18 protein-coding genes are annotated in these 19,937 nt (G+C 58.8%); 13 read left to right on the top strand and 5 right to left on the bottom strand.

Annotation, left to right across the window (positions count from 1 at the left end):
• Positions 1-60 precede the first annotated feature (60 nt).
• Positions 61-1,845: a type IV pilus assembly ATPase TfpB gene (gene tfpB, locus AC1DVF_RS07175; RefSeq protein WP_093429764.1), complete on the bottom strand. Its 1,785-nt coding sequence runs from the start codon at positions 1,843-1,845 to the stop codon at positions 61-63.
• A gap of 92 nt (positions 1,846-1,937) precedes the next feature.
• Positions 1,938-2,276 carry a hypothetical protein gene (locus AC1DVF_RS07170; RefSeq protein ID WP_093429765.1) on the bottom strand — a complete coding sequence of 113 codons (339 nt, stop codon included), beginning with the start codon at positions 2,274-2,276 and terminating at the stop codon, positions 1,938-1,940.
• 126 nt (positions 2,277-2,402) lie between these two features.
• Between AC1DVF_RS07170 and AC1DVF_RS07165 the strand changes: the two genes are divergently transcribed.
• A complete protein-coding gene (locus AC1DVF_RS07165; RefSeq protein ID WP_257356574.1) occupies positions 2,403-2,867 on the top strand; it encodes an Lrp/AsnC family transcriptional regulator in 465 nt (154 codons plus the stop codon).
• Positions 2,868-2,956: 89 nt separating this feature from the next.
• On the opposite strand, the gene AC1DVF_RS07160 is transcribed toward AC1DVF_RS07165, so the two are convergent.
• Positions 2,957-4,327, bottom strand: a complete 1,371-nt coding sequence (locus AC1DVF_RS07160) for a CYTH domain-containing protein (protein WP_007913820.1) — start codon at positions 4,325-4,327, stop codon at positions 2,957-2,959.
• A gap of 155 nt (positions 4,328-4,482) precedes the next feature.
• Between AC1DVF_RS07160 and argE the strand changes: the two genes are divergently transcribed.
• The 11 genes from argE to AC1DVF_RS07105 all read left to right on the top strand — a co-directional run bounded on the left by argE (position 4,483) and on the right by AC1DVF_RS07105 (position 16,810).
• Positions 4,483-5,640 (top strand): acetylornithine deacetylase, encoded by a 1,158-nt coding sequence (gene argE, locus AC1DVF_RS07155; protein ID WP_477782271.1) that lies wholly within the window; start codon positions 4,483-4,485, stop codon positions 5,638-5,640.
• 273 nt (positions 5,641-5,913) lie between these two features.
• On the top strand, positions 5,914-7,215 hold the full coding sequence (gene argA, locus AC1DVF_RS07150; RefSeq protein ID WP_064116338.1) for an amino-acid N-acetyltransferase: 1,302 nt from the start codon (positions 5,914-5,916) through the stop codon (positions 7,213-7,215).
• 573 nt (positions 7,216-7,788) lie between these two features.
• Positions 7,789-9,117 (top strand): OprD family porin, encoded by a 1,329-nt coding sequence (locus tag AC1DVF_RS07145; RefSeq protein ID WP_093429767.1) that lies wholly within the window; start codon positions 7,789-7,791, stop codon positions 9,115-9,117.
• A gap of 418 nt (positions 9,118-9,535) precedes the next feature.
• The gene (locus AC1DVF_RS07140; RefSeq protein WP_320336177.1) at positions 9,536-10,879 is read left to right on the top strand and encodes an OprD family porin; all 1,344 of its coding nucleotides are present in this window, start codon (positions 9,536-9,538) and stop codon (positions 10,877-10,879) included.
• A 296-nt stretch (positions 10,880-11,175) separates the two neighbouring features.
• Positions 11,176-11,814 carry a peroxiredoxin gene (locus AC1DVF_RS07135; protein WP_095125823.1) on the top strand — a complete coding sequence of 213 codons (639 nt, stop codon included), beginning with the start codon at positions 11,176-11,178 and terminating at the stop codon, positions 11,812-11,814.
• Positions 11,815-12,148: 334 nt separating this feature from the next.
• Positions 12,149-12,742: an NADPH-dependent FMN reductase gene (gene ssuE, locus AC1DVF_RS07130; RefSeq protein ID WP_477782270.1), complete on the top strand. Its 594-nt coding sequence runs from the start codon at positions 12,149-12,151 to the stop codon at positions 12,740-12,742.
• 91 nt (positions 12,743-12,833) lie between these two features.
• A complete protein-coding gene (locus tag AC1DVF_RS07125; protein ID WP_477782269.1) occupies positions 12,834-13,799 on the top strand; it encodes a sulfonate ABC transporter substrate-binding protein in 966 nt (321 codons plus the stop codon).
• A gap of 25 nt (positions 13,800-13,824) precedes the next feature.
• Positions 13,825-14,973: an FMNH2-dependent alkanesulfonate monooxygenase gene (gene ssuD, locus AC1DVF_RS07120; protein ID WP_007939251.1), complete on the top strand. Its 1,149-nt coding sequence runs from the start codon at positions 13,825-13,827 to the stop codon at positions 14,971-14,973.
• Positions 14,974-14,981: 8 nt separating this feature from the next.
• A complete protein-coding gene (gene ssuC / locus AC1DVF_RS07115) occupies positions 14,982-15,764 on the top strand; it encodes an aliphatic sulfonate ABC transporter permease SsuC (protein WP_003229260.1) in 783 nt (260 codons plus the stop codon).
• Positions 15,761-16,567 carry an aliphatic sulfonates ABC transporter ATP-binding protein gene (gene ssuB / locus AC1DVF_RS07110; RefSeq protein WP_093429772.1) on the top strand — a complete coding sequence of 269 codons (807 nt, stop codon included), beginning with the start codon at positions 15,761-15,763 and terminating at the stop codon, positions 16,565-16,567. The genes ssuC and ssuB overlap by 4 nt, the downstream gene beginning before the upstream one ends.
• Positions 16,568-16,594: 27 nt before the next feature.
• Positions 16,595-16,810: a TOBE domain-containing protein gene (locus AC1DVF_RS07105; protein WP_003229256.1), complete on the top strand. Its 216-nt coding sequence runs from the start codon at positions 16,595-16,597 to the stop codon at positions 16,808-16,810.
• Positions 16,811-16,988: 178 nt separating this feature from the next.
• On the opposite strand, the gene AC1DVF_RS07100 is transcribed toward AC1DVF_RS07105, so the two are convergent.
• Positions 16,989-17,627, bottom strand: coding sequence for a TetR/AcrR family transcriptional regulator (locus AC1DVF_RS07100; RefSeq protein WP_477782268.1), 639 nt, complete (start codon positions 17,625-17,627; stop codon positions 16,989-16,991).
• A gap of 276 nt (positions 17,628-17,903) precedes the next feature.
• Complete coding sequence (locus AC1DVF_RS07095) at positions 17,904-19,280, bottom strand: glutamine synthetase family protein (protein ID WP_038358985.1); 1,377 nt, start codon at positions 19,278-19,280, stop codon at positions 17,904-17,906.
• Positions 19,281-19,558: 278 nt separating this feature from the next.
• On the opposite strand from AC1DVF_RS07095, the gene AC1DVF_RS07090 reads away from it, so the two are divergent.
• On the top strand, positions 19,559-19,915 hold the full coding sequence (locus tag AC1DVF_RS07090; RefSeq protein WP_460089197.1) for a gamma-glutamyl-gamma-aminobutyrate hydrolase family protein: 357 nt from the start codon (positions 19,559-19,561) through the stop codon (positions 19,913-19,915).
• Positions 19,916-19,937 lie beyond the last annotated feature (22 nt).

Below are 19,937 nucleotides of genomic sequence, written 5' to 3'. Positions count from 1 at the left end.
GACTCCAGGGGGTTAACTAGGGCCTTGGATCGCCATTCCCTGATCCGGTTCCGTGGCGGCTTATTTCTGCTCGCTCTGCGGCGTCACCCGCAGCACTTCTTCCACCGTCGTCAGCCCTGCTGCGACTTTCTGTGCCCCGGACAGACGCAAACTGCGCATGCCTTCCTTGAACGCCTGCCGACGAATCGCCGTGAGGTCGGCGTCCGGGGTGATGAACGCCTTGAGGCTGTCGCTCAGTTGCATGATTTCGTAGACCCCGGCGCGGCCGCGATAGCCGGTATCGCGGCATTCCACGCAACCGATGGCGCGTTGTGCGTTGCCCGGTAGCGGCGCTTGCCACGGGCGGGTCAGGGTTTGCCAGTCTTCCTCCTCCAACGTCAGCGGTGCTTTGCAATGCGGGCACAAGGTGCGCACCAGGCGCTGGGCCATGACACCTAGCACGGTGGCCTTGATCAGGTAATGCGGCACGCCGAGTTCGAGCAAACGGCTGATCGCGCTGGGGGCGTCGTTGGTGTGCAGCGTCGACAAGACCAGGTGCCCGGTGAGCGCCGCCTGAATCGCCATTTCAGCGGTTTCCAGGTCACGGATCTCGCCGATCATGATGATGTCCGGGTCTTGCCGCATCAGCGCGCGCACCCCGGCGGCGAAACTCAGGTCGATGTTGTGCTGCACCTGCATCTGGTTGAACGCCGGCTCGACCATCTCGATCGGGTCTTCGATGGTGCAGAGGTTGACCTCCGGCGTCGCCAGTTTTTTCAGCGTGGTATACAGCGTGGTGGTCTTGCCCGAGCCGGTCGGCCCGGTGACCAGAATGATGCCGTTGGGCTGGCGGGTCATGTCTTGCCAGCGGCGCAAATCGTCGGCACTGAAACCCAACTGGTCGAAATCCTTGAGCAGCACTTCCGGGTCGAAAATCCGCATGACCATTTTTTCGCCGAACGCGGTGGGCAGCGTCGAAAGGCGCAGCTCCACTTCACCGCCGTCCGGGGTCTTGGTCTTGACCCGGCCGTCCTGGGGTTTGCGCTTCTCGGCGACGTTCATCCGTCCGAGGCTTTTCAGGCGACTGACAATTGCCATGGTCACCTGCGGCGGGAATTGATAGACGTTGTGCAGCACGCCGTCGATGCGAAAGCGCACCGTGCCTTGTTCACGCCGAGGCTCGATGTGGATATCGCTGGCGCGCTGCTGGAAGGCGTACTGGAACAGCCAGTCGACGATGTTGACGATGTGCGCATCGTTGGCATCCGGCTCCTGATCGCTGGCGCCGAGGTTGAGCAGTTGTTCGAAGTTGCCAAGGTTACCGCTCTGCTGATCGGCATTGCTGGCACCGCTGACCGATTTGGCCAAGCGGAAGAACTCGACGCTGAAGCGCTGGATATCCGCCGGGTTGGCCACCACCCGTTTGATCGGCAGTTTCAATACGTGGGTGAGATCGGCCTCCCAGCCGGTGACATAAGGCTGGGCGCTGGCCACTGTCACCGAATCGCGGTCGACCGCCACGGCGAGAATCTTGTGCCGTTGCGCAAAGGCATAGGACATCAACGGCGTGATCGCGGCGACGTTGATCTTCAACGGGTCAATACGCAAGTACGGTTGGCCGGCCTGTTGCGCCAGCCACAGGGTCAGGCTTTCCAGGTCGAGGTGTTTGCCCGGACGGCTGAGGTCGTCCAGTTGCTGGCTGGCGATGAATTCCAGTGGATGCATCTGGCCATGGACGGCGTGGCGACGACGGGCATTCAGCGCCTGCTCGGCCGCGTCCTGGCCGATAAAGCCTTGGGCGACCAGTTCACGCAGCACCTCGTTGAGTTCCAGCCAGCGGTCCTGAGTGGCAAGTTGAACGGACATGCGGGCTTCCTTTTGAGCGACAGTGCGCAAAAGGATAGTCGCGGCCCCGCAGACCGTTGGGCCACTACCCGATGAAGCCGTTGCCGGATTTGTCAGCCAGCGGCTTGCGCGGGGGCATCCCAAGCACTGTCGGCGTTTTGCAGATTGACCGAGCAGACGCTGATCAGGTTACGAAGTTTTTCCGCGATCACTTGCGCGCGATGCCAACTGAGACCGCCCATGACCAGGTCGATCGACAGCAGATCATCCATGCGCTGCACATTGACCTGCTCGGGCGTGAGGAACTGCAGTGCGAACAGGTTGAGCACCCGCACCAGCAGATCCGGCTCGGCCTCGGCGAGGATCTGATACTGCGCCAGGCAATGGGCGTTGCTGACGTTCCAGACGTCGGCGCGGGTAGGCGAGGTGGTTACGGCTTCGAGGTGTGGCATGGCGAGTCTCCAAAATCTCTGGAGGAATTTTTACATTCGACGCCGGGTATTTCTTGGCTATGATCGTCGTTATTGACGATTGATCGAAATGATCAATTCGCAAAATGTTCGATTAGAGGTTTTTCTATGCACAATGAGCTGGACAGCTACGACCGCAAGATTCTCGCCCTCCTGCAAGAGGACGCCTCGCTGTCGAGCGCGCAGATCGCCGAGCAGGTCGGCCTGTCGCAATCGCCGTGCTGGCGGCGGATTCAGCGGATGAAGGAGGAGGGCATCATTCGTGGCCAGGTGACCTTGCTTGATCGCAAGAAGATTGGCCTGAATACGCAGATCTTTGCCGAGATCAAACTCAACGCCCACGGGCGTTCGAACTTCACCGAGTTCACCGAAGCGATTCGCGGCTTTCCGGAAGTGCTGGAGTGCTATGTGCTGATGGGGGCGGTGGATTTTTTACTGCGGATTGTTGCGGCGGACATCGAGGCGTATGAGCGATTCTTTTTCGAGAAGCTGTCGCTGGTGCCGGGGATTCAGGAAGTGAATTCGATTGTGGCGTTGTCGGAGATCAAGTCCACCACAAGCTTGCCGGTTTGAAGTAAGGCGGCTGGCCTCTTCGCGAGCAGGCTCGCTCCCACAGGGAATTGCATTCCAAAGTGGGAGCGAGCCTGCTCGCGAAAGCGGTGTTACATACGCAGGAGCATTTTCCACGCGCGATTCTGGTAAACCGCAATCGCCTGTTGCTTGCGCGCGTCGAGCAGTTCGTCAGTGATTGTCGGCTCGTTGGCCAGTTGCGCCAATTTGTTCAGCTCGCCGTACAGACGATCCATTTCCGGGATTTCCAGCACGTTGCGCGCGTGGTGCAGCCAGACCTGAATGCGCTCGATACGCGGCAGTTGTTCAGCCAGATCTTCCGGCTGCTGCTGATAGCGCTGTAATTGCAGGGCCGTAGCTTCTTCGCCCAACAGGCGCGGCAACCAGCTATGCAACTGCGCACCGCCCTGACGATTGCCGCGAACGTTGCGGTCGGCGGTCCAGGTACGGGCCAGCAACCAGCGTGACGTGCTCAGCGAGAACAGACCCCAGCGCGGATCTTCCAGTTCTTCGAGGAACTGCTCCGGCGCAGCCTTGCGTACGTCTTCATCTTCGATGCCGGCCTGTACCAGCGGACGCCAGTCTTCCAGCAATGCATCAAGCGCGACGCGCAAATCGTGAGTCGACTGACGCGGCGCGGCCTGGCCGAGGCTGCTGAGCAGGGCGCGCATTTCCGCGAGGTTCTCGACCCAGTCGAGCAACAGGCGCCAGTGGCCGTTGAAACGGTACTGTTCGGCCAGACGCTGGCTGCTGCCGAGCAAATGCCAGCTCAGCGCGGCGAAGGCGTCGTCGAGTTGGGTTTCCGGGGTCAGCTCCGGCGCCGGCAGGCTCAGCGAATAGCTGTTGGCGTCGTACAGACGATAGCCGCGCTCAGCCTTGCTGATGTCACACGGCATCAACGCCAGGGTTTCAGCCAGTTCGGCGGCCAGTTCCAGCAGCGCGGCAGGCTCGCCTTCGCGCAGCTCCAGTTCCAGCTCGCAGATTTCTTCTTTCTGCTTGCCTACCACAACGTGACCGAGATCCAGCGCGGCTTCGATGACCACTTTGCTCTTGCCACGGCCCCAGGCGATTTCGGCGCGCTCGCGGACGAAGTCGGTGGTGAAGATCGGCTTGAGGGTTTTCTTGTCCAGCTCGGCCAGCGACTCGGGCCAGCATTCGCCGTCGAGTTTCTTCACGTCGAGCTTGGCTTTCGGCAACTTCCAGTCGTATTCATTGCGTTCGGACAGACCAGCAACGCTTTGGCCACGGGTCTTGAGGGTTTGAATGACTTCGTCACCGTCCTTGCGCAGGCGCAGGGCGACTTTGGCCTGGGCCAGATCGCGCTCAGGGGTGTCGAAGTACTGGTTCATCAACTCACGGCGTTCCCAGCCACTTTTGTTGCGTTTTTTCAGTAACGGGTGCTCGCGCAGCGCAGCGAGGGTTTCGCGGCTGACGCGGAGTTTGATTTCGGTTTCTTTCTGCATGGCCGGAAAATCCAGGATCGGGAGCGCAGCCGGGGAATATGTGGCTGCCAAGGCCGTGCAGTGTACAGGACTGATTCGTCCTACGCCCTGCGGCGGTTTATTCCTGACGCCGGATGGTTCTATGATGGACTTCAAATCGGGAGTTGGAGTCAGCGATGCCTTTGCCGTCCATGCAAGACCAGTTCGCTGCGCTGATCGCCGCGCCATCGGTCAGCTGTACCCAACCGAACCTCGACCAATCCAACCGCGCGGTGATCGATTTGCTCGCCGGCTGGCTGGGCGACCTGGGTTTCAATTGCGATATCCAGCAGGTCAGCCCCGGCAAATTCAACCTGCTCGCCAGTTTCGGCAGCGGCCCCGGCGGGCTGGTGCTGGCCGGGCACAGCGACACGGTGCCGTACAACGATGCGTTGTGGCAGACCGACCCGCTGAAACTTACCGAAGTTGATGGCCGCTGGGTTGGCTTGGGCAGTTGCGACATGAAAGGGTTCTTCGCGCTGATCATCGAAGCCGTGCAGCCGCTGCTCGATCAGCCGTTCAAGCAGCCGCTGCTGATCCTCGCCACCTGCGATGAAGAAAGCTCGATGTCCGGCGCCCGCGCACTGGCCGAGGCCGGGCGTCCGCTGGGTCGTGCGGCGGTGATCGGCGAGCCGACCGGGCTCAAACCGATCCGCATGCACAAAGGCATCATGATGGAGCGCATCGACATTCTCGGGCAGAGTGGCCATTCGTCGGATCCGCGCCTGGGCCACAGCGCCCTCGAAGCGATGCACGATGCGATCGGCGAACTGCGCGGCCTGCGCCTGCTGTGGCAGCGCGAATTCAATAATCCGCAGTTCAGCGTGCCGCAACCGACGATGAACTTCGGCTGCATCCATGGCGGCGATAATCCCAACCGTATCTGCGGCCAGTGTTCGCTGGAATTCGACCTGCGGCCATTGCCGGGTATGGACCCGAAAGTCCTGCGCGCGGAGATTCTGCGCAAGCTCAACCCGGTCGCCGAACGCCACCAGGTGAAGATCGACTACAGACCTTTGTTTCCGGAAGTGCCGTCGTTCGAGCAGGCCGAAGACGCTGAACTGGTGCGCATTGCTGAAAAGCTCACCGGCCACAGCGCCGAAGCAGTAGCGTTTGGCACCGAAGCGCCTTATCTTCAGCGCCTTGGTTGCGAAACCATCGTGCTCGGCCCCGGTGACATTGCCTGTGCGCATCAGCCCGGCGAGTACCTTGAAATGTCACGTTTGCAGCCTACCGTGCATCTATTACGGCAACTGATTGAACATTACTGCCTGACCCCGGACAAAGTTCTATGAATTGAACACTGTCCATGTGGGAGCGAGCTTGCTCGCGAAGGCGTCGGGTCAGTCGACATTGATGTATCTGATACACCGCTTTCGCGAGCAGGCTCACTCCTACAAGGGATCTATGTTTTGCCCGATCAAACGCTGTAAATTGCCAGCAACCCAACCCGTATTCATGAGGAGAGCGCGCGTGTCGCCAAGCCTGTTCCGACGATAACCATCAGCCCGCTGTGCGTTTTCCGTTTCGCCCCTTTTTCGGCTGCTATTTATTACAGGCCCAGGTTTATGCCCGAATACGTCAATTGGCTTCGTCACGCGTCCCCTTATATCAATGCCCACCGCGACTGCACCTTCGTCGTCATGCTGCCTGGCGACGGTGTGGAGCATCCGAATTTCGGCAACATCGTCCACGACATCGTCCTGCTGCACAGCCTCGGCGTGCGCCTGGTGCTGGTGCACGGTTCGCGCCCGCAGATTGAAACCCGCCTTGCCGCCCGTGGCCTGACCCCGCATTACCACCACGGCATGCGCATCACCGATGCCGCAACCCTGGAATGTGTAATCGATGCAGTCGGCCAATTGCGCATCGCCATCGAAGCACGTTTGTCGATGGACATGGCTTCGTCGCCGATGCAGGGCTCGCGTCTGCGCGTGGCCAGCGGCAACCTCGTTACCGCGCGGCCGATCGGTGTGCTGGAAGGCGTCGACTATCACCACACCGGCGAAGTGCGCCGGGTCGACCGCAAGGGCATCAATCGCCTGCTCGACGAGCGTTCGATCGTGTTGCTGTCGCCGTTGGGCTACTCGCCGACCGGTGAAATCTTCAACCTCGCCTGCGAAGACGTCGCCACCCGCGCCGCTATCGACCTGGGCGCGGACAAGCTGCTGCTGTTCGGGGCTGATCTCGGTTTGATCGACGAGAACGGCAAACTGGTGCGTGAGTTGCGTCCACAGCAAGTGCCGGCGCATTTACAGCGTCTGGGCAGCAGCAATTATCAGGCGGAACTGCTTGATGCCGCTGCCGAGGCTTGCCGTGGCGGCGTGGCGCGCAGCCATATCGTCAGTTACGCCGAAGACGGCGCGCTGCTGACCGAGCTGTTCACCCGTGACGGTGGCGGTACGCTGGTTGCGCAAGAGCAATTCGAACTGGTGCGTGAGGCCGCGATTGAAGACGTCGGCGGTTTGCTCGACTTGATCAGTCCGCTGGAAGAGCAGGGGATTCTGGTGCGTCGTTCGCGCGAAGTGCTGGAGCGTGAGATCGAGCAGTTCAGCGTGGTCGAGCGTGAAGGCATGATCATCGCCTGCGCGGCGCTGTATCAGATTGCCGATTCCGATGCCGGTGAGCTGGCGTGCCTAGCGGTGAACCCGGAGTACCGCCATGGCGGTCGCGGTGATGAACTGCTGGAGCGCATCGAAACCCGCGCGCGGGCGCAGGGGTTGAAGACCTTGTTCGTCCTCACCACGCGCACCGCGCACTGGTTCCGTGAGCGTGGGTTCGAGCCGAGCAGCGTTGAACGCCTGCCAGCGGCGCGGGCTTCGCTGTACAACTTTCAGCGTAATTCGAAGATCTTCGAAAAGACCCTTTGATTCATCAGGGTGTGGCGAGTGGGGGCCGGCTGCGAGGTCCTCACATTGCTGCACCTGTTGTGCATTCCAAGCTGAACCTCTCCTACTGATTCCCCTCCGCTGAAATCCCCGGCTGAAATGACTTGGTTCATTCCGGCAAGGACGACGGCTGCGCCGTGCGTGAAAAAATTCTGCCGACACATAAACTGTAACAATTGATCCGGATAGTGCGCTGGGTTAGCTGCTGGGGTGATGAAACTGTTACAGGATTGCTTCAGGGCAAACTCGCTAAACAGGGCAGCTTAATACTCTTCAGGAATTAATCGGCGCGTTGTTGTGGGGAGCACCAGGGCGTGCAAACACGGGCGTTAAATTCCTAAAGGGTATTAGAAAAGAAGGCATCCATTCTTTTCAGATTCATGACGAACTCATGAATCTGCATGGACCAAAAAACCGCTGATTAGACTATGGTCGTAGACACACAAAGTTACGATTGACTTGTGGGTCACGCTCTGGCGCTAATCGCTAACCTTTGGAACCCGGGCATCGATCCGGGCCAGGTCAACAAGAATTAGAAACGAGAGGAGCTTAACAATGAATAAGTCCACCTTGGCCGTGGCTGTGGCCTTTGGGGTATTGGCGCAGCAGGCAGGTGCCGCGGGTTTCATCGAAGACAGCAAGGCTTCTATCAGTTCCCGCACCATGTATTTCAACAACGACAACCGTGATGGCGGCGCAGATCAGCGAGAAGCCGCGCAGGGCTTCAAGTTTGATTACCTGTCCGGTTTCACTCAAGGCACGGTCGGTTTTGGTCTTGATGTGCAGGCGCTCAGCGGCATTCACCTGGATGGTGGCCGTGGGCACCACCCAGACAATAACTCGTTCAGCCCAAGTGACTCCGACGGTTCAGCAACGCAGTCCTGGAGCCGCGTAGCGGGCAACGTGAAGGCACGTCTGTCCAAGACCGAAGCTCACCTGGGTGGCGCTCTGCAACCTAGCTTGCCGATTCTGGTTGCGAACGATAGCCGTCTGCTGCCTCAAACCTTCGAGGGTGGCACGATCACCTCCAAGGAAATCGACAACGTTACCTTCAATGCTGGTCAGCTCGAGCACGCTGTGGGTCGCGCCTCGACAAACAGCACCGGCCTAGCTGTGGCCGGTGGTACGCAGGACAGCAACCAGTTCCGCTATGCCGGTGCTGACTGGAAGGTCACCAAAGACCTGACCCTGCAGTACTACCATTCGAACCTGCAGGATTATTACAAGCAGAACTTCTTTGGTCTGATACACGTGCTTCCGATCGGCACCAACCAGTCGTTCAAGACGGACATCCGCTATTTCGACAGCAGCTCCGATGGCAAGAACGGGGACGCAGGCTACCGCTTCAATAACAACGGTGGTTATGCCAAGAACCCGGGCGAGGTCGATAACAAGACCTGGAGCGCCATGTTCACTTACACCTTGGGTGGCAACGCCTTCTTGCTTGGCCATCAACGTGTCAACGATGACGGTGGCTTCGTCTACCTGAACCAAGGCAACGTGGTCGATGGCAACGGTCGCCCTGAAGGTGCCGGTGGCGCCAGTTTCTATCTGTTCACCGACTCCATGATCAACGGTTTCGTTCGTGCCGGTGAAAACACCACCTTCGGTCAGTACTCCTATGACTTCGCAGGCCTGGGTGTACCTGGCCTCAAAGCCTCGATCGCTTACCTGCATGGCGACAACATCAAGGCAACGAATGGCACCGGCAGCGATATGTCCGAGTGGGAACGGGACATGCGTATCGACTACACCATTCAACAGGGTGCTCTCAAAGGTTTTGGTGTGACACTGCGCAATGGTGTTTATCGCGGCAGCGAAATCAATATTGCCGATCAGGACCAGACCCGCCTGATCTTCAACTACACCTACAGCTTCCTGTAACAAGTCCTGAAAAAAACCTTGCCCCTCGGCAAGGTTTTTTTTGCGCATTTTTCTATATTCCAAAATATAAGTCTAATGGCGATTTTTATTCTTTTTATGTTCTTCGGTGAAAGCCTAAAGTAGGCCCGTGCGGCGTTCAAAATACGCTGCGGTGTTTTGGCATTTTTGTCCCTCGACAATCTGCAGGGTTCAGGAATCGGTGTTGAAGCCGATACCTCCAGTCTGCGCTGCCTATATATATGCCTCGACGCTCTGAAAAAGAGTGAAACAATTCTTTTAAGGACTATGCCGGGGTATCCTTTCGCGGCTTTGACCGGGGGTAGATGGTCCGTCGCGATCAAGCGTTGAGGATTTCGGGCAATAGATCCGGAACCGACAGTAAAAAAAGCAAAAAAATTAGAAACGAGAGGAGCGATACATGAACAAGTCCACCTTGGCCCTGGCTGTGGCCGTAGGGGTTATGGCGCAGCAGGCAGGCGCCGCTGGTTTCATCGAAGACAGCAAAGCTACTTTGGGGCTGCGTAACTTCTACATCAACAACGATAACCGTGACTCCGGCACAAAAGCGGCTGGCGCTCAGAAGAAGAACGAAGAATGGGGCCAAGGCTTCGATCTGCGCTTCATCTCTGGTTACACCCAAGGCACTGTAGGTTTCGGTATCGACGCCATTGGTCTGCTGGGTGTGCGTCTCGATTCGGGTGGTGGCACCAACGGTATCGGTAACTACGGCGGCACCGTTTTCCCAAGCGAACACAATGGTGACGCTGTCGACAGCTTCTCCAGTCTGGGTCTGACTGCCAAAGCCAAGATCTCTCAGACCGAACTGAAGTTGGGCACCCTGCAGCCGAAACTGCCAGTGATCGTGACCAACGACGGTCGTCTGTTGCCGCAAACGTGGCAGGGTGGACAGATTACCTCTGGCGAAATCAAGGATCTGACTCTGGTTGGCGGTCAGATCGAAGCCGTGAAGGGACGTAACTCCAGCAACAACGAAAACATGTCCATTGGTGGTGCAACCGCACGTATTACCAACAGCAACAAGTTCATCTACGGTGGTGGTGACTACAAAATCACCAAGGACCTGACTGCTCAGTACTACTACGGCAACCTAGAAGATTTCTACAAGCAGCACTTCCTTGGGCTTGTCCACAACTGGGCAATTGGCCCTGGCGTGTTGAAATCTGACTTCCGTTACTTCAACAGCTCGGATGATGGTGCTAACTCCAACACTCCGGCTTACTACAGCAATGGTAACTACACCGGTCAGACAAGCGGTAAAGGTAAGGTCGACAACAATCTGTACAGCGGCCTGTTCTTGTATACCGTTGCCGGTCACACCTTCGGTGGCGGCTATCAGGTTTCCAACGGTAGCAGCGACTTCCCTTGGCTGAACCAAGGTGACGGTTCGTCGAACTACACCATCACTGACATGCAAATCCAGAAGTTCGGCCGTGCCGGCGAGCGCACCTGGCAAGCACGCTACTCGTATGACTTCGCTAAAGTCGGCGTGCCGGGCTTGACTGCCGGTATGGTTTACCTGCGTGGCGACAACATCGACACTGTGGGTAAAAACGGCCTTGAAAACGGCAATGGCCGTTCCGAGTGGGAACGCGACCTGACCATCGGTTATGTCGTACCGGAAGGCCCGCTGAAAAACGTTGGCGTGATGTGGAAAAACGCCATGTGGCGCAACGACATCCCAGGTCAGCGTGACCAGGATGAAAACCGCCTGATCGTCAGCTACTCGATCCCGCTGCTGTAATAGCGCGCCTCGATTCGCTGATGTAAAAAAGCCCCGTCCGGCATTGCGCCGGACGGGGCTTTTGCGTTTTCGAGTCAGGCTCACCCCCGTAAGCCATCCCCGAAACTTCCCTCTTTAAAGCAACTCAAGGCCTTCTCGAACCTTGCGACCGATGGTCGTCGGGATGCCTGCCAGCGTCCAGTGAACAGATATTTAATATTCAATAATGATCTAGATATCTAGTTATTTATTCTTTTTAACGATGGCAAATCCCGGGCTACAGTTGAGGTCTCGAACAACTCATCAGGAGCAGCACCATGAGCCTCAGACTCGGCGACATCGCCCCCGATTTCGAACAGGATTCCAGCGCCGGCAAGATTCGTTTCCACGAATGGCTGGGCGATAGCTGGGGCGTGCTGTTCTCCCACCCGGCGGACTTCACTCCGGTGTGCACCACTGAGCTGGGCTTCACCGCCAAGCTCAAGGATGAGTTCAGCAAACGCGGCGTCAAAGCCATCGCGCTGTCGGTCGACCCGGTGGATTCGCACCACAAGTGGATCGAAGACATCAACGAAACCCAGAACACTGTCGTCAACTTTCCGATCCTGGCGGACGCCGATCGCAAGGTCTCGGATCTGTATGACCTGATCCACCCGAACGCCAACGACACGCTGACCGTGCGCTCGCTGTTCGTGATCGATCCGAACAAGAAGATTCGTTTGACCATCACCTACCCGGCGAGCACCGGGCGCAACTTCCACGAGATTCTTCGGGTGATCGATTCGCTGCAGCTCACCGACAACTACAAGGTGGCTACGCCGGCCAACTGGCAGGACGGTGAAGAGGTCGTGATCGTGCCGTCGCTCAAGGATGAGGACGAGATCAAGCAGCGCTTTCCGAAGGGCTATCGCGCGGTGAAGCCGTACCTGCGCCTGACGCCACAGCCGAATAAGTGATCTCACCGGGCAGATCGTTCCCACGTCGAGGCGTCGAACCGTCCGCGTGGGAATGCCGCCCGTGACGCTCCGCGTCACAGTGGACGCGGAGCGTCCATGGATTCATTCCCACGCAGAGCGTGGGAATGATCAGTGGTTGCTACTAAGCAGGGGATTTCAGGCCGTTTCGACGGCCTTTTTTTTCGTCTTGAATAACCTCAATCGCATATCTCCAAAACGCATAACCAAATGAATAAATATGATTTATGGATATATAAATCAGCTGGTAAGGTCACTCCCATCGAAGCGAGATCGCAACCCGCGAATCGCCTGAAACGCTTAAGGAATTGTCTCGATGCTGGTCGTCTCACTCGGTGGCAGTCCCAGCCTGCGCTCCCGTTCCGGGGTGCTGCTGGAACGCTCGCAACGCTGGTTGCAGGCGCAAGGGGTGGAAGTGGTGAGTTATCAGGTGCGGGACTTCCCGGCTGAAGATTTGCTTCACGCCCGCTTCGACAGCCCGAAGGTGCTCGACCTGCTGCAACAGATCGAAAACGCCGACGGCCTGTTGATCGCCACGCCGGTGTACAAGGCTTCGTTTTCCGGCGCGTTGAAGACGTTGCTGGATCTGCTCCCGGAGCGCGCCCTGAACCACAAGATTGTTTTGCCAATGGCCACCGGCGGCAGCATCGCCCACATGCTGGTGGTCGATTACGCGCTCAAGCCTGTGTTGTCCGCGCTGAAAGCCCAGGAAATGCTCCAGGGGATTTTCGCCGAGGACAGCCAGATCGCTTACGGCGAAGGCAGTGCCGCAGCACAACTGGCACCGGCGCTGGAGCAGCGACTGCATGAAGCGCTGGATCAGTTTGTCGGCGCCATGGCCCGCCGGCCGAAACCGCTGGAACCGGGCCTGTTGAACGGACGTTTGTTGAGTGCTCGCTGGAGCATTTAAAAGCCACACCCGAATTTGCTCCACTCACCTTACTCAGCCGCTAACGGCCAAGCAGGTGCAGCCAAAACCCAACAGCAAAAAGGAGAGCGCTATGCGCACTGTATTTTTGCGTCGTGGTCTGGTCGCTCTGTTTGCTGCGGCTGTCACCTTCGGCGCCATCACTCAAGCTCAAGCCGAGACCCTTCGGATCGGTTATCAGAAATACGGCACGCTGGTGCTGCTCAAAGCCAAGGGCACTCTGGAAAAACGTCTGGCCGCCCAAGGCGTCGACGTGCAATGGACTGAATTCCCCGGCGGCCCGCAACTGCTGGAAGGCCTGAACGTCGGCTCGATCGACTTCGGTGTCACCGGCGAAACCCCGCCCGTCTTTGCCCTGGCTGCCGGCGCCGATCTGCTTTACGTTGCCTACGAACCGCCAGCGCCGAACAGCGAAGCGATCCTTGTGCCGAAAGACTCGCCGATCAAATCGGTGGCCGATCTCAAGGGCAAGAAAGTTGCGCTGAACAAAGGCTCCAACGTCCACTACCTGCTGGTGCGCGCACTGGAAGACGCCGGTCTCAAGTACACCGATATTCAAACCGTATTCCTGCCGCCCGCCGATGCCCGCGCCGCGTTCGAACGTGGCAGCGTCGACGCCTGGGTCATCTGGGATCCGTACCAGGCTGCTGCTGAAAAACAACTGCAAGCGCACACCCTGCGCGACGGTAAAGGCATCGTCGACAACCACCAGTTTTACCTCGCGACCAAGCCTTACGCCGAGAAAAATCCTCAGGTGATCAAGACCCTCGTGGAAGAAGTGCGCGCAGTCGGCGAGTGGTCGAAAGCCAATCCTGAAGACGTGACCCAACAGGTTGCGCCACTGCTCGGTCTGCCGGCGGACATCACCCTGACCTCGGTGAAACGCCAGGGCTACGGCGCGCTGTTCCTGACCCCGGAAGTGGTCGCCGCGCAGCAAAAGATCGCCGACACGTTCTTCCAGCTCAAGCTGATTCCCAAGCCATTGAGCATCAAGGATGTGATCTGGACACCACCGGCCGCTGTGGCTAAAGCGCAGTAATTCGAATTCCTAAGGAGACCACTCCATGAGCCTCAATATCTTCTGGTTCCTGCCTACCCACGGCGACGGCCATTACCTTGGCACCGCCGAAGGCGCTCGCGCCGTCGACCACGGTTATCTGCAACAGGTCGCGCAAGCGGCGGATCGTCTGGGCTTCGGCGGTGTGCTGATTCCTACCGGCCGTTCTTGCGAAGACTCATGGCTGGTGGCAGCGTCGCTGATCCCGGTGACCCAGCGCCTGAAATTCCTCGTGGCTCTGCGCCCCGGGATCATTTCCCCGACGGTGGCGGCGCGGCAGGCAGCCACGCTGGATCGTCTGTCCGGCGGCCGTGCGCTGTTCAATCTGGTCACTGGTGGTGACCCGGAAGAATTGGCCGGCGATGGTCTGTTCCTCAGCCACGAAGAACGCTATCAGGCTTCGGTGGAATTCACCCGCATCTGGCGTCGTGTGCTGGAAGGCGAAACCGTCGATTACGACGGTCAGCACATCAGCGTGAAAGGCGCGAAGTTGCTCTATCCGCCGATCCAGCAACCGCGTCCGCCGCTGTACTTCGGTGGTTCTTCGGAAGCGGCGCAGGATCTGGCTGCAGAACAAGTGGAAATGGTTTTGACCTGGGGCGAGCCGCCCGCAGCGGTTGCGGAGAAGATCGAACAGGTGCGCGCCAAAGCCGCCAAGCTCGGCCGCACCGTGCGCTTCGGCATTCGTCTGCATGTGATCGTCCGTGAAACCAACGCTGAAGCGTGGCAAGCGGCGGATCGGCTGATCTCGCACCTGGACGACGACACCATCGCTCGTGCTCAGGCTTCGCTGGCGCGGTTCGATTCGGTCGGCCAACAACGCATGGCCGCCCTGCACGGCGGCAGTCGCGACAACCTCGAAGTCAGCCCGAATCTGTGGGCCGGCGTCGGTCTGGTGCGTGGTGGTGCCGGTACGGCGCTGGTCGGCGATGGCCCGACCGTGGCCGCGCGCGTGAAGGAATACGCCGATCTGGGCATCGACACCTTTATCTTCTCCGGTTATCCACACCTCGAAGAGTCGTACCGCGTCGCTGAACTGCTGTTCCCGCACCTCGACATCGAGCGCCCGGAACTGCCGAAAAGCGCCGGTTATGTCAGCCCGTTCGGCGAGATGGTCGCCAACGACATTCTTCCCAAAGCCGCGTCGCAGAGCTGAGGCGCGCCATGAAGAAAATCATCCACAGCCTCGCGCCCTGGGCGTTGCCGGTGTTGTTGCTGGCGGTGTGGCAGTTGTCGGTGTCGGCTGGTTGGTTGTCGACACGGATTCTGCCAGCACCGGTGGCGGTGATCGAGGCCGGCGTGAGCCTGGTGCGCAGCGGCGAGATCTGGACGCACCTGGCCATCAGTGGCTGGCGTGCAGCCCTCGGTTTCACCATCGGCGGCAGCATCGGTCTGGTCCTGGGCTTTATCACCGGTCTGTCGAAGTGGGGCGAACGCCTGCTCGACAGTTCGGTGCAGATGATCCGCAACGTGCCGCATCTGGCGCTGATTCCGCTGGTGATCCTGTGGTTCGGCATCGACGAGTCGGCGAAGATTTTTCTGGTGGCGCTGGGCACGTTGTTCCCGATTTACCTGAATACCTATCACGGCATCCGCAACGTCGATCCGGCGCTGGTGGAGATGGCGCGCAGCTATGGCCTGAGCGGTTTCAGCCTGTTCTGGCAGGTGATTCTGCCGGGTGCGCTGCCTTCGATTCTGGTCGGCGTGCGCTTCGCCCTGGGCTTTATGTGGCTGACGCTGATCGTCGCCGAAACCATTTCCGCCAGCTCGGGCATCGGCTATCTGGCGATGAATGCCCGCGAGTTCTTGCAGACCGACGTGGTGGTGCTGGCGATCCTGCTTTACGCAGTGCTCGGCAAACTCGCTGACCTCGCGGCACGTGGACTTGAACGTGTGTGGTTGCGTTGGCACCCGGCCTATCAGGTTGCCAAAGGAGGTGCGGCATGACTGCTCAACAACCTCCACGCCTGCTGCGCGGGATTCCGCTGGCAGTGCGCAACCTGCAGAAAACCTTCGGCGCGCGGCAGGTGTTACGTGACATCGATCTGCACATTCCGGCAGGGCAGTTTGTCGCCGTGGTCGGGCGTAGCGGCTGCGGCAAAAGTACCTTGCTGCGCTTGCTCGCCGGGCTCGATCAACCGACTGGCGGCGACTTGCTCGCCGGTTCTGCGCCGCTCAGCGATGCGCGGGAAGACACCCGATTGATGTTCCAGGAAGCACGTCTGCTGCCGTGGAAAAAGATCATCGACAACGTTGGCCTTGGGCTCAAGGGCAACTGGCGTCAGCAAGCACTGGATGCGCTGGAAGCAGTCGGTCTGGCGGATCGTGCCAATGAGTGGCCGGCGGCGTTATCTGGCGGACAGAAGCAGCGGGTTGCACTGGCGCGGGCGCTGATCCACCAACCGCGTCTGTTACTGCTCGACGAACCGCTCGGCGCACTCGACGCACTCACCCGCATTGAAATGCAGCAACTGATCGAACGTCTCTGGCAGCAACACGGCTTCACCGTGCTGCTGGTGACTCATGACGTCAGCGAAGCGGTGGCGATTGCCGACCGGGTGATTCTGATTGAGGACGGCGAAGTCGGTCTTGATCTGCATGTGGAACTGCCGCGACCGCGAGTGCGTGGTTCGCACCGACTGGCGGCGCTGGAAACCGAAGTGCTTAACCGTGTTCTCTCCCTGCCCGGCGAACCGCCGGCGCCGGAACCTGTTTCACCACTGCCTACGCAACTGCGTTGGGCTCAATAACTCAAGCAAACGACAGGAATCATTGCCATGACTATCAAAGCCATCAACGTCCGCAACCAGTTCAAAGGCTCGATCAAGGAAATCGTCCTCGGTGACGTGCTGTCGGAAATCGACGTGCAGACCGCTTCCGGCATTGTCACTTCGGTGATCACCACCCGCTCGGTCAAGGAGTTGGAACTGGTGGTCGGCAGCGAAGTGATCGCCTTTGTAAAATCCACCGAGGTGTCGATCGCCAAGTTGTAAGCCGGTGAGTAAAAAACAACCCCGGAGGGCGTGAGCCCTTCGGGGTTTTTTGTGCCTGATCTGAAAACTGCGGTGCGGCCTTCGCGAGCAGGCTCGCTCCCACAGGTTCGGTGTTGCCCACAGATGTTGTATTCACTACAAATCACTGTGGGAGCGAGCTTGCTCGCGAAAGGGCCAGTCAGAGCACTAGAGATCTTTTGGGTAGATACGGCGGTAGATACAGGCCGATATAAGCATCAAACACCCGCATCCCTTCCTCGGCCATGCGCGGCGTGATCTGCCCATGCTGTTGCACCGAACGCGCATATACCCGATCACCCAACTCCATCGCCAGGGCGAACACATCGACATCCTTCGGCAGCCTAGGCAATTCGAAGTGATGATCGAACAGCTTGTGCATCAGGTCGCCCAGTTCAATATCGTGCTGACGGTCAGCCTGAGTGACTTCGGTCAGACCATGCTGGGCAAGGATCAACTGCCGTGCCGCCGCGTCTTCATCGTAGATCTCCAGCATCCGTTGCTCAACCAACCGCGACAGATCGCGCCAGTCGCGCAAAGCTTCGTGATCGATCGGCGCTTGCAGGCAGGCACGAAATGCAGCGTGCACATCCGCCGTCAGTGCCTCAAGCAACGCCGGGACGCTGGCGAAGAAGTGGTACACGGAGGAGGGCGGAATCTGCGCGCGCTCGGCGACGCTGTAGATCGACAGACTCGCCACACCCTCGGCGGCCAGCAATGTACGCGCGGCGTCGAGTATCGAATCGATGCGCGCCTGACTGCGGGCACGGGGTTTGCGGACGGGGGCGGGTTGCGTCATGGAAGTCTCCTGCGGGGCAGCGGGCATTGTACGAGCCGGCTTGTGTGTTGTCTTGTCGACCGCTTTCGTCGGAACGCCGCCCGGAGCAAGCTCGCTCCCACAGGGGATCTCCTGTGTACACACAACCCATGTTCACTGAAGATCTCTGTGGGAGCGAGCTTGCTCGCGAACCGCCGCAGGCGGCCATTCACCCCCACCCTTGGGATCTGAGTCCGGACATAAAAAAACGCCGCCGGCTGCAAGAGCCGACGGCGTTCTGTTTGGCGCTACAACCGCTTACACGGTATGCAGATACCAGTTGTACTCAAGGTCGGAGATGGAGTGTTCGAACTCCTCCAGCTCGCTTTCCTTGCAGGCGACGAAAATATCGATGTATTTCGGATCGATGTACTTGGCCATCACCTCGCTGTCGTCCAGCTCACGCAGGGCATCGCGCAAGTTGTTCGGCAGGCTTTGCTCGTTCTGCTCGTAGCTGTTGCCTTCGACTGGCGCGCCTGGCTCGATCTTGTTGGTCAGACCATGATGCACGCCGGCCAGTACCGAAGCCATCAGCAGGTACGGGTTGGCGTCGGCACCGGCCACGCGGTGTTCGATACGCACGGCATCGGCAGAGCCGGTCGGTACGCGAATCGCCACGGTGCGGTTGTCCAGGCCCCAGCACGGCGAGTTCGGCACGTAGAACTGTGCGCCGAAACGACGGTAGGAGTTGACGTTCGGGCAGAGGAAAGCCATCTGCGCGGGCAGGGTCTCGAGCACACCGCCGATCGCGTGACGCAGCGCGGCGTTCTGCTCGGGATCCTCGCTGGCAAAAATGTTTTTGCCTTCTTTATCCAGAATCGAGATGTGTACGTGCAGACCATTACCTGCCTGGCCCGGATACGGCTTGGCCATGAAGGTGGTGTCCATTTCATGGTCGTACGCGATGTTCTTGATCAGGCGCTTGAGCAGGACCGCGTAGTCGCAGGCCTTGATCGGGTCGGCTACGTGGTGCAGGTTCACTTCGAACTGCGCCGGGGCACTTTCCTTGACGATGGCGTCGGCCGGAATGCCTTGCTCTTTGGCGCCTTCCAGAATGTCCTGGAGGCAGTCAACGTATTCGTCTAGGTCGTCGATCAGGTAGACCTGCGTCGAGTGCGGACGTTTGCCGGAGATCGGCGAGCGTGGCGGCTGAGGACGGCCGTTCACGTTTTCCTGGTCGATCAGGTAGAACTCGAGTTCAAATGCGGCGCAAATGGTCAGGCCCAGCTCGTCAAACTTTGCAACAACTTGACGGAGCACTTCGCGCGGATCGGCGAAGAACGGGTCGCCTTCGAGTTCGTGCATGGTCATCAACAGTTGCGCAGTCGGGCGCTTCTGCCATGGCTCGTTGCACAGGGTATCGGGGATTGGATAGCAGATACGATCGGCGTCGCCGATGTCCAGGCCCAGGCCGGTGCTTTCCACCGTGGAACCGTTGATATCCAGAGCAAATAGAGAGGCCGGCAGGTTGATGCCTTTCTCGTAAACCTTGTGGAGGCTGGTGCGTTCAATGCGCTTGCCGCGCACCACACCATTCATATCCGCAATCAGAAGGTCAACGTACAGAACCTCAGGATGTTCCTTAAGGAACGCGTTCGCTTCGTTAAGCTGAACGGCACGCGGGGGTACCGACATGATGCAACACCTTTGTTGTTAAAAATATCAATCATTGATCTTTTCTGGTTTCAGTCAACCCGAACGGCCTGCCGAAGTCAAGCGAGGCCTTTTTTGCCCTAAAAAAGCGCTGTGAGGGCATTTATGGGGCATTTTTGGGCAGTTTTTTGTCATGAGGAAGCTTGCCACCCGCGGGCTTGAGCAGGCCGTGTTGTATTTTTTACGGGGGTGTTGTGTAAAAAAATGAACAAGGCTAAGCTCCGATCAAACCCATAACAGCAATAATACCGGGGTGCTTCATGTCTCGCCTGCCGTTAATCGGCATCACCGACTGCTCGCAACAGTCCGGTCTGCATGCTCATCACATCAGTGGCGAAAAATCCGTCCGTAGCGCAGCCAGCATGGCTGAATCGTTGCCGACGATGTTCCCGTCCATGGTCGCTCAAGCGCAAGCGTCCGATATTCTGGACGTACGGGACAGCATCCTGTTTATGGCGTCCCCTTCCAATATAGATCGCTTTCACTTCCAAAGCCTGTGTCGCGTGCCCAGCCGTGCTCATGATTCTGCACGCCTCGTCTGTGCACAGGAAATGCAACGCCAGCGTAAAGGGCAGGTAAGCTCCTCTTTCATTGTCTATGCGCGGTGCCAGGCGTAAGCCGGTACTGCGCGAGCAAGCC

It is taken from the genome of Pseudomonas sp. P4_D7 (assembly GCF_056401755.1).
The sequence above is the reverse complement of the archived record's forward strand: the minus strand, read 5'-3'. Positions and strand labels throughout refer to the sequence as shown.